The sequence below is a fragment of the Bradyrhizobium diazoefficiens genome, from assembly GCF_016616885.1.
In the GTDB taxonomy this organism is placed as follows: Bacteria; Pseudomonadota; Alphaproteobacteria; order Rhizobiales; family Xanthobacteraceae; genus Bradyrhizobium; species Bradyrhizobium diazoefficiens_F.
This window is the reverse complement of sequence record NZ_CP067102.1, coordinates 2,836,492-2,849,313: the sequence shown is the minus strand read 5'-3', so window position 1 is coordinate 2,849,313 and position 12,822 is coordinate 2,836,492. Positions and strand designations below refer to the sequence as shown.

Here is a 12,822-nt window from a genome sequence, read left to right as displayed (position 1 = left end):
CGATGGGAACAACAAAATTCATCTTCGCAAGCGCTGCAGCCATCACCATGCTCGCATCCAGCGCCTTTGCTGACGACATGACCGGAATGGTCACCAGGATCGATCGACTCAACAACACGATCTCGATCCAGCAGACCCAGAAGGGCACGGTCGGCGGCAGTGCCGGCGGCGCCGGCGCGCTGCAACAGTTCAAGGCCAAGGACGCCGCCATGCTGGATGCCGTCCATGCCGGCGACAGGGTGACGTACGCTGCGACCGACACCGACGGTTCGGGCACGCTGACGAAGCTGCAGAAGCAGTAGGGCGACGCTCCACCCACATCGTCATTGCGAGGAGCCCGCGACAAAATTGCGAAGCAATTTGCGATGATGCGACGAAGCAATCCAGAGTCCCTCGGCGGAGAGATTCTGGATTTGCTTCGCTGCGGTCGCAATGACGCGGAGAAGGCTGTGCGCTTCTAACCGAGACGCCTATTGCTCAGGCCGCGGCTCCGGCTGTGCTTCCTCCGTGGGGAGCTTCGCAAGCTCCCAGCCGTCGGTGCCCTCGGGATACCACGCAATGTTGGAATAGCCGTAAGCGAGCGCGCGCTTGGCGGCGTTCCAGGACATCCAGCAATCGGCGAGGCAATAGATCACGAGCAGCGCGGCCTTGTCGCCATGCGACGCCTGCGCGAGACCGCGCTGGAAATAGTCGTCCATCGCCGGCGCCAGCGCGCCGTAGCCGGTATCCGGCAGCCAGATGCTGCCGGGAATGTTTTTCCGGGGCGCATCTCGCCACACCGTGCCCGCGGGAAGGTTCTTCGGCTTCGGGGCGCGCGGCAGCACGTCGATGAAGGCACCGCCCTTTGCGCGCCAGATCGCCTCGGTCTCCGCCGTCGTCAGCACGCGTGCGCCTTCGAGCGTCGCCGGTACCGGTGCGCGGTAATTGTCGGTGCGATAGCCCTCGGGCTCGAACGGCTCCTGCTGCTGCGCCGAATCTTGCTGCGCGACGGCCGGCGCCGCCAGCATGGCGGCGACGACCGCAGCGGCAAGATGTCGCCTCATTGCGCTTTCTTGGCCGTCTCCGCGCCGAGCGGCCGGTCGTTTTCGTCCAGCAGCGGCACGCCGAAGTCGAGCAGGATCTTGTTGATCTCGCCCTGGTTCTCCTGGATCAGCTTGTTGAGCTGCCGCTTCCAGTTCTGGTCGGCGGCGCGCACGCCCATGCCGATGCGATAGACCAGTTTTGGACCGGTGGTTTCCTTCACCAGCGGCGTCACGTGCAGCGAGCCGACCTTCTTGGCGTAGTACCCCGCCATCGGTCCCCACAGCACGCCGGCGTCGATCTTGCCGGCGGCGAGGTCGTCGATCATGGCCTGCGCCGAATTGTCGTAGCGCGTGTCGATCATCAACGGATAGGGTTTTGCATCGCCCATCAGGCCTGCGATCGCCATGTTGGTCGCCGGTGGCGTGCCGGCGACGATGCCGACATGCTTGCCTTTCAACTTCGGATCTTCGAGCGTGTCGACATCCTCCAGCCCGCTGCCCGCTTTCGCGACCAGCGCGTACGACGTGCGATAGTAAGGATTGGTGCCCTGCACGAGCTCGTCGCCCTGCGGAAAGCCCATGATGACGTCGCAGCGATGCGCGCCCAGCGTCATCCGCACGAAGCCGGTGGCTTGCGGGAAAAACACGTAGTCGAGTTTCTTCTGGAGCTTGTCCGCGAACAGCTCGGCGAGCTTGTTCTCGATCCCTTCACCTTTCTCGTTGGAGAACGGCAGATTGCGCGGGTCGGCACAAACGCGCAGCACCTTGGGGTCGACCAGCTCGAACGAGAGATCGCCACTATCAGTCGTTTGCGCGACGGCAGCGTCACCGATCAAGCAAGACGCCGTCATCACACACAGCGAAAACAACCAGCGACGATGTCGTCCGGCCTTCATCATCGCGCTTCCTCCTCAATTCATCCGAATGCTATCCATGCAACGCAGGACGCACGATGTTTTGCCAAAGCTTGCGTTGGCTTGTTGTGCTGCAGTGCAATGCGGCAAGCCCTGAACTGAGGCGGAAAAGTGTCGCATCTCACGTCAAGGATCGCAGCCCTGTCCCTGCTGGGGATAGTGACGCTAGCACGCGCCGGGGCAGCAGAATTGCCTGTGAGCGAAGTCGCACCGGGAATCTTCGTGCACTCCGGGACCATCGCCCTGATGACCCGCGAGAACGAGGGCGACATCGCCAATGTCGGCTTCATCGTCGGCGAGGATGCGGTCGCCGTGATTGATACCGGCGGCAGCCTGCGTGAAGGCGAGGCGCTGCTGGCGTCCGTGCGGGCGCGCACCAGCAAGCCGATCCGCTACGTCATCAACACCCACGGCCATCCCGACCATGTCTTCGGCAACGCGGCCTTTGTCGTGGAGGGAACCAGTTTCGTCGGCCACAGCAGGCTGCCGCAGGCGCTGGCGACACGCGGACCGTATTATCTCGACAATTTTAAGCGCATCATGGGCAGCGAATTGATCGATCCCGTGAAGATCGTGCCGCCCACCCTGCTCGTGAAGGATACGATGACGCTGGATCTCGGATCGCGCCGGCTGACCTTGCGGGCGTGGCCGGCCGCGCACAGCGACAATGACCTCACGGTGCTCGACGAGACGACGAAGACGCTGTTCGCGGGCGATCTGGTCTTTCTTCGCCACATTCCGGTGGTGGACGGCAGCATCCGGGGCTGGCTTGCCCTGCTGAAGCAGCTGGAGACCGTTCCGGCGGTCCGCATCGTTCCCGGTCACGGCCCTGTGAGCGACTGGCCTGCCGCGCTCGCCGATGAACGGCGTTATCTCTCGACGCTGCTGTCGGACGTCCGTGCCTCGAACAAGAAGGGCGAATCGATCCGGACCGCGGCCGAGAAGGCGGCCGAGACGGAGCGATCGCATTGGGACCTGTTCGACGACTACAACGCCCGCAACGCAACCGCAGCATTTTCGGAAATTGAATGGGAGTAGCGGACGCGCTACGTTGAGGCATTGCTTTGCCCGTGCGAGACCACGACCATGATGGGATGCACACGCCGCCTGCCCCTGATCGCCGTGCTGTTCGGCATCGCCTTCGCGCTGCCGGCGAGCGCCGAAGAGGCTTATGATCCCTGGCCGGGCCTGGTGCAGGATATCTTCAGCAATCGTCCGACGAACGACGGCAACGAGGTCATCGCCATCGAGATGCCGTATCGCGCCGAGGACGCGGCGATCGTGCCGGTGACCCTGCGCAGCAAGCTGTCACCCGGCGATGCCCGCCGCATCCGCTCGATCACGCTGGTGATCGATCGCAACCCGGCGCCGATGGCCGCGAAATTCGAGCTTGGCGCGGATGCCAATGTCAGCGAGATCTCCACGCGCGTCCGCGTCAATAACTACACCGACGTGCATGCCGTCGCCGAGCTCAGCGACGGCCAGCTCTACGTCTCCAAGACCTATGTGAAGGCGTCAGGCGGCTGCTCGGCCCCGGCGGGGAAGAACGCGGAAGAGGCCCAGAACCGCCTCGGCCAGATGCGCTACCGGCAATTCGCGCGCGAGGAGGCGCCGGCGAGCCGCATCCGCGAAGCGCAGATCATGATCGGCCATCCCAACAATTCCGGCCTGCAGATGAACCAGGTCACGCAGCTCTATATTCCCGCCTTCTTCATCAACCAGCTGAAGCTGACGCAGGACGACAGCCCCGTGCTGTCGATGGAAGGCGGCATCTCGATCTCGGAAGATCCCAATCTGCGCTTCTCCTATGTCTCCAACGGCGCGAAGCGATTCCGCGCGGAGGCCAAGGACACGGACGGACACGTGTTCCGGAATGAGTGGGACGTGGAGAAGCCGGGGACGTGAGGTGAACTGACTTTCCCTCCCCTTCTTGTGGGAGAGGGTGGATCGTCGCGCAGCGGCGAGACGGGTGAGGGGTCTGCCTCCGCCAGCACAACTCTCAAACGTCCTTGCGTAAGGAGAGATACCCCTCATCCGGCTCTTCGCGCCACCTTCTCCCACAAGGGGAGAAGGGATCGCACCGCCTACGCGGCGCTAAATCAGAAACACCTCACCTCGGCTTCGGCCTGCGCCCGCCGCAGATCATTCACGGCCGAATTCGCCTGTTCTGATGTCCGGAACTGGGTGCCGAGATTGCCGCGGACCTGGGACATGCTGAGCGCGGTCTCGGCGGTGACATAGCGTTCGTAAGGGACAATCGAGGCGACCACGTCGATCGAGCAGGAGCATTGCTCGATCGCCTGCCGCGTCTCGCCATTGGCTTTCATGCAGCCGTAGACATATTCCGCGCGCGCCGACGTCGGATAATCATTGGCCTCCTCGGCCAGCGCCGCGCAGACGGTCGCCGCGAGCACGACCATGGCGGCGACAATCGGTCGTACCTGTACCGCAAAACTCATGAACGTCCTCCCGCTGGTTGCGATGGAAGCTATGCTATGCCTATTGTCCTGAAAAGCGCTCCTTCGAGGAAATGGCTCACAAGGTGATGAGAGTTTTGGCACGAACATTGGCGCTCGCGATGTTGCTGGCGCTGACGCTGGGCACGACGGCTCATGCCTCGGACACCATCCGCTTGGCGGTGCAGAAGACCGGAACGTTCTCCTGGGAACTGGCGACCATCCGCGAGGCCGGGCTCGACAAGGAAGCCAATTTGTCGCTGGAGGTCACCGAGCTTGCGAGCCCCGAGGCCGGCAAGATCGCGCTGCGCGCCGGCAATGCCGACATCATGCTATCGGATTGGCTGTGGGTGTCGCGCGAGCGCGCGCTCGGCGCCAAGCTCACTTTCTATCCCTATTCCAGCGCGCTCGGCGCGGTGATGGTGCCCGCGGCGTCATCGATCAAGACACTCAACGATTTGAAGGGCCGCAAGCTCGCCGTCGGCGGCGGTCCCATCGACAAGAGCTGGCTGCTGCTGCAGGCGCGGATGAAGCAGGACGGCATCGACCTCAAGTCGGATGCGACGATCGTCTATGGCGCGCCGCCCCTGATCGCCGCCAAGGCGCTCGACGGCGAGATGGATGCGAGCCTGAATTTCTGGAATTTCTGCGCCCAGCTCGAGGCCAAGGGTTTTCGGCGCCTCGCCGGCATCGAGGAGATTTTGCCGAAACTGGGCGCCAAGGGTGCGGTCTCCGCCGTCGGCTATGTCTTCGACGAGAGCTGGGCCGCGAGCCATCGCGACGCCGTGGCGCGTTTCATCGCCATGACCCGCAAGGCGAAGCGGCTGCTGGTCACTTCGGATGCGGCCTGGGACAAGATCGCCCCGCTCACCGGCGCGACCGATCCGGCCGTGCTCAAGACCTACCGCGACCGCTACCGTGACGGCATTCCACGCCGGAACATCAACGATGAGGAGGCGGATGCGCGCGTGCTCTATCACGTGCTGGCCGAGATCGGCGGCCGCGACCTGGTCGGTCCGGCGGCCGATCTCGACCCCGGCACGTTCTATCACGCAGTCCCCGGAGACTGAGGTGCTGCGCCTTCTCTCCTTCGCCCTGTTTCTCGCGATCTGGTGGACCGCCGCGCTGTTCGTCGGCGGCGCAAAGCTGCCTTCCCCGCCAGCCGTGCTTGACGTCATCATCGCGGAAGCCGCGAGCGGCGCGCTGTTCCTGCATCTCGGTGCGACCCTCGCGCGCGTCGCGTTGTCCTTCGTGCTGGCGATGTCGCTCGGCAGCGCCATCGGCTATTTGATGGGGCGGGTGAAGCTCGCCGACCGGCTCGGCGATCCCTGGCTGATCCTGCTGTTGAACCTGCCGGCGCTGGTGGTGATCGTGCTGGCCTATATCTGGGCCGGGCTGACCGAGGCCGCGGCGATCGCCGCTATCGCCATCAACAAGCTGCCCACTGCGGTCGTTACCTTGCGCGAGGGCACCCGCGCGCTCGACAGGTCGCTGGATGAAATGGCGATCGTATTCGCGATACCGCGGTGGCGCGCGTTCCGCCATGTCGTGCTGCCGCAGCTTGCGCCCTATATTGCGGCCTCCGCCCGCTCCGGCCTCTCGCTGGTGTGGAAGATCGTGCTGGTCGCCGAGCTGCTGGGACGGCCGAACGGCGTCGGCTTCGAGATCGGCGTTGCCTTCCAGCTGTTCGACACGCCGCGGCTACTGGCCTATTCCCTGACATTCGCCGCGGTCGTGCTCGTGATCGAGACGGCGCTGGTGCAGCCGTTCGAGGCCCGCGCAACGCGGTGGCGACCCCGTGCGGCTTGAGGTCGAGATCACAGGCAAGACGTTTCGAAGCGCCGCGGGCGAAACGCACGAGGTGCTGGCGCCGGTCAAATTCGCGCTGCAATCCGGCGAGGTCGGCGTGCTGATCGGCCCGTCCGGCTGCGGCAAGAGCACGATGCTGCGCATCATCCTCGGGCTCGACCACGATTTCGACGGCCATGTCGCGCGCCCGCCGAAGGCGCGGATCGGCATGGTGTTCCAGGAGCCGCGGCTGTTGCCGTGGCGCTCGGTCGAGCAGAACGTGCGGTTGGCTGCGCCTGACGTTACCGACGCCAAGCTGTCGGAGCTGTTCAAAATCCTGGAGTTGGAGGCGCACCGCAGCCACTTCCCGGGCGAACTGTCGCTGGGCCTCGCCCGGCGCGTTGCGCTCGCCCGCGCCTTCGCAGTTGAGCCCGACCTGCTCGTGCTCGACGAGCCCCTCGCCTCGCTCGACGACGCGCTCGCCGGCCGTCTGCGCGACGAGATCGCGACGCTGGTGGCGAGCCGCCCCGTGATGACACTGCTCGTGACCCACAGCCTCGACGATGCCATTCGTCTCGGCGACCGCCTGTTCTTCCTGTCGCCGCGCCCCGCACGCATCGTGCAGGAGGTGCCGATCTCGATTCCGCGCGCCGACCGCACCGAGGCTGACCTTGCCAGGATCAGGGCCGAGCTCACAGCACTGCCGCTTGAATCGAAATGAGAACCCGTGGTCAACTGTATCAAACGAGATCGTCGAGGGGAGGTCACCATGCGCCGTCAGCTGATTGCGATCGGCATCCTGTTGGTTGCGTTGCCGGGCGCGGCGCTCGCGCAGACCAAGGGCAAGGGCATCCGGCTCTGGAATTTGACGAGCGAGACGATCTCCGGCTTCCAGCTCGCACCTGCTGGCAAGACCGACTGGGGTCCGAACCAATGTCTGAACGACAAGGACAAGGAGGTCGACCACGACGAGCGCCTGCGCATCACCGGCGTCGAGCCCGGCCGTTACGATGCCAAGGTCAGCTATCCCAACTCACGACAATGCGTCGTTCGCGATATCGAAATCAAGGCCGACGCGGTGTTCTCAATCGCAGACAAGGATTTGAAGGACTGCACCAAGTAGCGGATCACGCCTTATCGTTCGGGTGCGGATATTCGCAGCGCCAGCGCACCGCCTGCCACTTCGGGTGCTCGCCGACCCATTGCGCGATATAGGGCGGCGCAGCCATTGCACATTGCATCGGCGACCCCGCATAGTTGAACACCAGATGCTGCTCTTCGCAGGTCGCAGGCGAGAGCACCGCACACACAGTCACCACCAAGTCGATCGGATTCATGCCGGGATCCTTCGGGATCATCAAGAAACTACCATAAAAATCTACGTCTCAGGCAGCCAGAAGTTTCAAACGGGCGTGAGCCATGCGGGAATGGTCATGGCTTCGCAACCGTGCGCACCGACCATCACAAAAGTGGCTGACACGCACCGGCGCCTTGCCGCCCGTTAACTTCATCAGTAAGCTGGTTCCCGAAAACTGCTAACAGGCTGATGGCTCTTACGGAAACCTCCCAGCGCGGCGTCGCGGCCGCAGTCTGCGTGCTGGTGCTCATCGCCAGCACATGGGCCGTCACGGGTTACGTTCGGCGAGCTGCCGCTGCGGAAACGCCGCCGAACCAACCGGGTTCGGGCCGCATTGAGCCTCCCCGCACCGCAGACAGCGACCAGCCGGTCGTCAAGCTGACGCCGAGCCAGCAGGCTCAGGTCGGGCTCGAAACCGCGGCTCTGGAAGCGGCACCCCATCCCGAGCAATTCCGCGCCTATGGCGCCGTGCTCGATATCTCGCGCATTACGGAACTCACAAACAGCTACACCAATGCGCAAGCTCAACTGCAGACAGCGCAGGCCAAGCTCGAGGTCGCGAGGAGCGCATATGACCGGACCAAGAATCTCGTCGACTCCGCCGCCCTCCCGAAGAAGGAAGCCGAGACCGCAGAGGGAACATTGCGGGTCGACAAGGCTGCGCTGACCGCGGCGGAATCACAGCTCAGGACTCTCGCCGCAACAGCACAGCAGGAATGGGGGCCGGTCGTCGGCCGAGGAATCGTCGAGCGCTCGCCTGCCGTTGTGAGCCTGATCGAACGCGATCAGCTTCTGGTTCAGGTGACGCTGCCGCCTGGCGTCACTGTAGCCGGCACGCCGGGAACGGCGCTGGCGCAGGCACCGACTCGGAATGCGAATATCGATCTGCAGTACATCTCTCCGGCAACGCGCACCGACCCTCGTATTCAGGGATTGAGCTATTTCTTCTCCGTGCCGGGCGATAGCGGCCTGCTGCCCGGCATGAACACGACAGTCTATGTGCCGTCGGGCAAAACCTACGAGGGCGTGTTCATCGAGGACACCGCAATCGTGCGGTGGCAGGGTCGATCGTGGGTCTATCTGCGCGTAAGCCCCGAGAGCTTCCGACGGCATCCGATCAGCATGGATCAGCCGGTCTCCGATGACGACTACGTCGTCCGGGACATCCCATCCGGGTCCGAAATCGTCATGCGGGGCGCGCAGGTCCTGTTGTCCGAGGAGGCCAAAAGCGAGCTTCGGGGCGGCGATGACGACTGATGGCGCCGGCTCCGGCAGATCAGGGCCGCAGGCCGCTCTCGTCGCATTCGCAGTCCGCTTCCGCGGCATCGTGCTCGCACTTTCGATTGCGCTGCTGGGTTACGGCCTGTTCGCAATTGGTGAAGCCAAATACGGTGTCTTCCCCGAATTCGCACCTCCACAGGTCACGATCCAGACCGAAGCCCCGGGCCTCAGCCCGGAGCATGTCGAGATCCTGGTCACGCAACCGATCGAAACGTCGATCAACGGCCTCGCTGGCGTCGAGAGTCTGCGCTCGTCATCGATCCAGGGTCTCTCGGTCGTAACCGTCGTCTTCCAGCCGCGCAGTGATATCTATCGGGCGCGCCAGTTGGTGACCGAACGTCTAGCCGTCGTGGCCGCGCGGCTGCCGCAAGGCGTTCAGCCGCCGTCGATGACGCCGTTGACCCCACTGGCGGGCACGGTGCTGGTCATTGGCCTCACGTCCGACCAGCGTTCGCTGATGGATTTGCGCACCATTGCGGACTGGACCGTGGCAAGACGGCTTCTCGCCGTGCAGGGCGTGGCACAAGTCTCGACTTACGGCAAAGATGTCCGGTCTCTGCAAGTGCAGGTCCGCCCGGACGATCTGATCCGCTTCCGGGTCGGCCTGAATGATGTGCTGGCCGCTGCGCGCAAGGCCACTGGCGTGCGCGGCGCCGGCTTCATCGACACTGCCAATCAGCGCATCACGCTGCAAACCCAGGGACAGTCGTTGACCCCCGAACAGCTGGCCCGCACCGTGCTTCTGCACGAAGGCGGCGCAAGCGTGGTTCTCGACGACGTCGCCACCGTCGTGACCGCTCCCGAGCCGCCGATCGGTGCGGCTCTCGTCGACGGCGTGCCTGGCGTCATGCTCATGGTCAGCCAGCAATATGGCGCGAATACGCGAGAGGTCACCACGCGGGCAGAAGCTGCACTGCAAGAGCTGCGACCGGGCCTCGAAGCCGACGGCGTCAAGCTCCATGCGGACATATTTCGTCCTGCTAATTTCATCGATGCGGCGACCGAGAACGTCCTCACTGCCCTGTTGATCGGCGGAGCACTCGTGGTCGTCGTTCTCTTTCTATTCCTGTTCGACTGGCGTACCTCGATCATCAGTTGCACCGCAATTCCCCTGTCACTGATAGCAGCCGTGCTCGCACTGCAATGGATAGGTGAAACCCTGAACACGATGACGCTGGGCGGGCTCGCAATCGCGATCGGCGAAGTCGTCGATGACGCCGTGATCGGCGTCGAGAACGTCGTACGCCGGTTGCGCGAGAACCGCCGGGCGACAGTGCCGAGACCCGAGCCTCGCGTCGTGCTCGACGCCTTCCTCGAGGTACGAACCGCCGTTGCGTATGCGACGTTTGCGGTGCTGCTGGTGTTCTTTCCGGTCCTGGCGCTTTCCGGCATTGCCGGCCGTCTGTTCGGCCCCCTCGGAATTGCCTACATCTTCGCCGTGATCGCATCGCTCGCGGTCGCCCTGACAGTGACGCCGGCGCTCTCCATGCTGCTCCTCGTCGGGAGAACCGGCGGACATCGCCTGCATGAACCGCCGGCGGTGCGCTGGTCCCGTCGATACTATCAGGCCTTGCTGCGCCATATCGGCCGCTTCCCGAAGCTGGTGATGACGGCAGCCGCAGCCGTCACGATCGCCGGCGCGGCGATGCTGCCTTTCTTTGGTGGGACCTTCCTGCCCGACCTTCGGGAAGGCCATTTGATTCTGCACGTCTCGGCAATCCCCGGCACCTCGCTCGACGAATCTCTTCGTATCGGCAAACTGATGACGGATACGCTCCGACGCATTCCGGGTGTCCGCAGGGTGGCGCAGCACGCAGGCCGGGCTGAGGCCGGCATCGACACGGTCGGCCCACATTCCAGCGAGTTCGAGGTCGATTTGGTGCCAGGGCTCTCGGGTCAGGCTCAATCCGAAGCAGAAGCGCGCATCAGGGAAGCCCTCGCCGACTTCGCCGGGGTTTCCTTCTCTAGCAAGACCTACCTGACGGAGCGCGTGGAGGAAACCGTCTCCGGCTTCACCGCGGCGGTGGTCATCAACATCTACGGTCCTGATCTCGACTCACTCGATCGCGCTGCACGGGATGTCGCGCGAGAGCTCGACGAAGTCGGCGGTGCCGCCGATGTGCAGCGACGCTCACCGCCGGGAATGCCGCAGGTCAATGTGACGCTTCGGCCGACCGATCTGCAGCGATGGGGACTTGATGCGGTCGAGGTGCTCGAGCTGGTGCGCACCGCTTACCAGGGCGACATCGTCGGCCAGGGATATGAAGGCAATGCCGTCTTCAACATCATCGTGATCCTCGATGCGCCTGCCCGCGCCCGGCTCACCCAGATCGGAGACCTGCCGGTGCGGACGCCGAGCGGCGCCTACATTCTGCTCAAGCAAATCGCAGATGTCTATGAAACGTCGGGCCGCTATCAGATCCAGCACCAGAATGCCCAGCGCGTTCAGACCGTAACGGCGAACGTCAGTGGACGCGATCTCGAATCCTTCGTGGCGGCCGCCAAACGCAAGCTTGCGCGCGAGGTCAAACTCCCGCCCGGCGCTCACCTTGAATTTGCCGGAGCGGCCGAGGCTCAAGCCCGATCGCGGCGCGATCTCATCGTGAATTCTCTGCTGGCCGGGACGGGCATCGTCGTTCTGCTCTCGATGGTTACCGGCCATTGGCAAAATCTGTTGCTGGTGATGATCAATCTACCGTTTGCATTGGTCGGGGGTGTGCTCGCACTCGCGTTAACCGGCGGTCTGCTTTCGCTCGGATCGATGGTCGGCTTCGTCACGCTGTTCGGCATCACGTTGCGGAACTCGATCCTCATGATTTCGCACTACGAGCACCTCGTCCTCGTCGATGGTCGCGTGTGGGGACCCGAAACCGCGATTGAGGGTGCGGCAGATCGTCTTGTCCCGATTCTGATGACGTCGCTCGTGACCGGCTTAGGATTGCTGCCGCTCGCCGTAGGCGCAGGAGAGCCCGGTCGTGAAATCGAGGGCCCGATGGCGATCGTCATCCTTGGGGGCCTCATGACCTCAATGGCGCTTAGCCTGCTGGTCTTGCCTACCCTTGCGCTTCGTTACGCGCGTTTCAAGGTCCGTGCTGAATGAACGCAAATCCGCATTATGTCCTCCGCCACATTGCCAGGAAAAGGCAGCGACACTGGCAGGCGGCGCACAACAGCGCATAAGCTGGCAGTTGAAATTTCGAGCCCGTTGCTCGATCGCTATCGCGGCCGGACGTTAGGGAAGTCAAATGAACTGGCGCCGAACGCCGAAACACTGCCACGGCCCCGACGGCATCCGCCGTCGAAGCCGCGGCAGGTTCGTCAGTCTTACTTGCGCGTAGCGCAGACGTACATGTTGATTTCCATGCCGACCGGCACTTCCACGATCTTCGGAGCTTTCCAAGCCATTCGGGTCTCCCCACGTATTGAGCGCGACATCGCGCCGGGCAAAACCTAGGGCTGCCTCAGGCACTGCGCAAGTCTGGAATCGAACCGCGAACACAGCGAATCGTCGCGTCACGCGCGTACAGTTCACTCTCGGGCAAACCGCCTTCGCTCCCAGTCAAGCGCAGTTGGTCTCAGCGCAACAATCGCAGCAGCGCTCGACCCGCGCGCGAGTTCAGCTCCTTCGCATCCAACGTTCCATCCTTGTCGGGATTCGCCGCGTTGAAGCGCTGCTCCACCACGGCAAGATATTCGTCGAGCGTCAGCGTCCCGTCGTGATCAGAGTCGGCGGCGGCGAGTTCTTTCGCCGTTAACCGTCCACGCAATTCACGCACGTCCAGCGTCCCGTCATGGTCGGGATCGAGCTTTGCGAACAGCGCGGCGGCGGCCTTCTTCACCTCGGCCAGATCGAGCGTGCCGTCATTGTCGGTGTCGAACATCTTGACGGCGCCGCCGGATGCCGACCAGGCCGGGCCGGACAACACAGCGAGCGAGAGCACAAGTGCAACTGAGCGACGCGATATCATTTGAGACCTCCCTGACCATGAGCCCCGATTCGAACG

The 12,822-nt window shown here is 63.7% G+C and carries 15 protein-coding genes; 9 read left to right on the top strand and 6 right to left on the bottom strand.

Annotated features, from left to right (window positions below; translation table 11 throughout):
* Positions 1-2: 2 nt before the first annotated feature.
* The gene (locus JJC00_RS12950; RefSeq protein ID WP_200472920.1) at positions 3-302 is read left to right on the top strand and encodes a copper-binding protein; all 300 of its coding nucleotides are present in this window, start codon (positions 3-5) and stop codon (positions 300-302) included.
* Between the two features lie 168 nt (positions 303-470).
* Here JJC00_RS12950 and JJC00_RS12945 read toward each other — a convergent pair whose 3' ends face one another.
* Both JJC00_RS12945 and JJC00_RS12940 read right to left on the bottom strand, forming a co-directional pair.
* Positions 471-1,043 carry a PQQ-dependent catabolism-associated CXXCW motif protein gene (locus tag JJC00_RS12945; RefSeq protein WP_200472919.1) on the bottom strand — a complete coding sequence of 191 codons (573 nt, stop codon included), beginning with the start codon at positions 1,041-1,043 and terminating at the stop codon, positions 471-473.
* Positions 1,040-1,921, bottom strand: coding sequence for a substrate-binding domain-containing protein (locus JJC00_RS12940; RefSeq protein ID WP_200472918.1), 882 nt, complete (start codon positions 1,919-1,921; stop codon positions 1,040-1,042). Before JJC00_RS12940 ends, JJC00_RS12945 begins: the two co-directional genes overlap by 4 nt.
* 210 nt (positions 1,922-2,131) lie before the next feature.
* On the opposite strand from JJC00_RS12940, the gene JJC00_RS12935 reads away from it, so the two are divergent.
* Together JJC00_RS12935 and JJC00_RS12930 are read left to right on the top strand one after the other, a co-directional pair.
* The gene (locus JJC00_RS12935; protein ID WP_246774196.1) at positions 2,132-2,974 is read left to right on the top strand and encodes a quinoprotein relay system zinc metallohydrolase 2; all 843 of its coding nucleotides are present in this window, start codon (positions 2,132-2,134) and stop codon (positions 2,972-2,974) included.
* A 48-nt stretch (positions 2,975-3,022) separates the two neighbouring features.
* Positions 3,023-3,841 (top strand): quinoprotein dehydrogenase-associated SoxYZ-like carrier, encoded by an 819-nt coding sequence (locus tag JJC00_RS12930; protein WP_200472916.1) that lies wholly within the window; start codon positions 3,023-3,025, stop codon positions 3,839-3,841.
* Positions 3,842-4,035: 194 nt separating this feature from the next.
* Here the strand turns inward: JJC00_RS12930 and JJC00_RS12925 are convergent, their stop codons facing one another.
* A complete protein-coding gene (locus JJC00_RS12925) occupies positions 4,036-4,395 on the bottom strand; it encodes a hypothetical protein (protein ID WP_200472915.1) in 360 nt (119 codons plus the stop codon).
* A gap of 119 nt (positions 4,396-4,514) precedes the next feature.
* Between JJC00_RS12925 and JJC00_RS12920 the strand changes: the two genes are divergently transcribed.
* The 4 genes from JJC00_RS12920 to JJC00_RS12905 are packed head-to-tail and all read left to right on the top strand — an operon-like array spanning position 4,515 to position 7,303.
* Complete coding sequence (locus JJC00_RS12920; RefSeq protein ID WP_246774272.1) at positions 4,515-5,462, top strand: ABC transporter substrate-binding protein; 948 nt, start codon at positions 4,515-4,517, stop codon at positions 5,460-5,462.
* 1 nt (position 5,463) lies between these two features.
* Positions 5,464-6,201 carry an ABC transporter permease gene (locus tag JJC00_RS12915; RefSeq protein ID WP_200472913.1) on the top strand — a complete coding sequence of 246 codons (738 nt, stop codon included), beginning with the start codon at positions 5,464-5,466 and terminating at the stop codon, positions 6,199-6,201.
* The gene (locus JJC00_RS12910; RefSeq protein WP_200472912.1) at positions 6,191-6,901 is read left to right on the top strand and encodes an ABC transporter ATP-binding protein; all 711 of its coding nucleotides are present in this window, start codon (positions 6,191-6,193) and stop codon (positions 6,899-6,901) included. The genes JJC00_RS12915 and JJC00_RS12910 overlap by 11 nt, the downstream gene beginning before the upstream one ends.
* A gap of 48 nt (positions 6,902-6,949) precedes the next feature.
* The gene (locus JJC00_RS12905) at positions 6,950-7,303 is read left to right on the top strand and encodes a hypothetical protein (protein WP_200472911.1); all 354 of its coding nucleotides are present in this window, start codon (positions 6,950-6,952) and stop codon (positions 7,301-7,303) included.
* Between the two features lie 4 nt (positions 7,304-7,307).
* On the opposite strand, the gene JJC00_RS12900 is transcribed toward JJC00_RS12905, so the two are convergent.
* Entirely contained in the window at positions 7,308-7,517 is a 210-nt protein-coding gene (locus JJC00_RS12900) for a hypothetical protein (protein WP_200472910.1), read from the bottom strand.
* Positions 7,518-7,774: 257 nt separating this feature from the next.
* Between JJC00_RS12900 and JJC00_RS12895 the strand changes: the two genes are divergently transcribed.
* A complete protein-coding gene (locus JJC00_RS12895) occupies positions 7,775-8,794 on the top strand; it encodes an efflux RND transporter periplasmic adaptor subunit (protein WP_246774195.1) in 1,020 nt (339 codons plus the stop codon).
* A complete protein-coding gene (locus tag JJC00_RS12890; protein ID WP_200472909.1) occupies positions 8,784-11,918 on the top strand; it encodes an efflux RND transporter permease subunit in 3,135 nt (1,044 codons plus the stop codon). Before JJC00_RS12895 ends, JJC00_RS12890 begins: the two co-directional genes overlap by 11 nt.
* A 224-nt stretch (positions 11,919-12,142) precedes the next feature.
* Here the strand turns inward: JJC00_RS12890 and pqqA are convergent, their stop codons facing one another.
* Together pqqA and JJC00_RS12880 are read right to left on the bottom strand one after the other, a co-directional pair.
* Positions 12,143-12,223 (bottom strand): pyrroloquinoline quinone precursor peptide PqqA, encoded by an 81-nt coding sequence (pqqA, locus tag JJC00_RS12885; protein ID WP_200474103.1) that lies wholly within the window; start codon positions 12,221-12,223, stop codon positions 12,143-12,145.
* Between the two features lie 170 nt (positions 12,224-12,393).
* Positions 12,394-12,786: a calcium-binding protein gene (locus tag JJC00_RS12880; protein WP_200472908.1), complete on the bottom strand. Its 393-nt coding sequence runs from the start codon at positions 12,784-12,786 to the stop codon at positions 12,394-12,396.
* Between the last annotated feature and the right edge of the window lie 36 nt (positions 12,787-12,822).

Coding starts and splice junctions, on each gene's coding strand:
- JJC00_RS12950 (WP_200472920.1), top strand. CDS start 3: ATGGGAACAACAAAATTCATCTTCGCAAGCGCTGCAGCCATCACCATG.
- JJC00_RS12945 (WP_200472919.1), bottom strand. CDS start 1,043: ATGAGGCGACATCTTGCCGCTGCGGTCGTCGCCGCCATGCTGGCGGCG.
- JJC00_RS12940 (WP_200472918.1), bottom strand. CDS start 1,921: ATGATGAAGGCCGGACGACATCGTCGCTGGTTGTTTTCGCTGTGTGTG.
- JJC00_RS12930 (WP_200472916.1), top strand. CDS start 3,023: ATGATGGGATGCACACGCCGCCTGCCCCTGATCGCCGTGCTGTTCGGC.
- JJC00_RS12925 (WP_200472915.1), bottom strand. CDS start 4,395: ATGAGTTTTGCGGTACAGGTACGACCGATTGTCGCCGCCATGGTCGTG.
- JJC00_RS12920 (WP_246774272.1), top strand. CDS start 4,515: ATGTTGCTGGCGCTGACGCTGGGCACGACGGCTCATGCCTCGGACACC.
- JJC00_RS12905 (WP_200472911.1), top strand. CDS start 6,950: ATGCGCCGTCAGCTGATTGCGATCGGCATCCTGTTGGTTGCGTTGCCG.
- JJC00_RS12900 (WP_200472910.1), bottom strand. CDS start 7,517: ATGAATCCGATCGACTTGGTGGTGACTGTGTGTGCGGTGCTCTCGCCT.
- JJC00_RS12890 (WP_200472909.1), top strand. CDS start 8,784: ATGACGACTGATGGCGCCGGCTCCGGCAGATCAGGGCCGCAGGCCGCT.
- pqqA (WP_200474103.1), bottom strand. CDS start 12,223: ATGGCTTGGAAAGCTCCGAAGATCGTGGAAGTGCCGGTCGGCATGGAA.
- JJC00_RS12880 (WP_200472908.1), bottom strand. CDS start 12,786: ATGATATCGCGTCGCTCAGTTGCACTTGTGCTCTCGCTCGCTGTGTTG.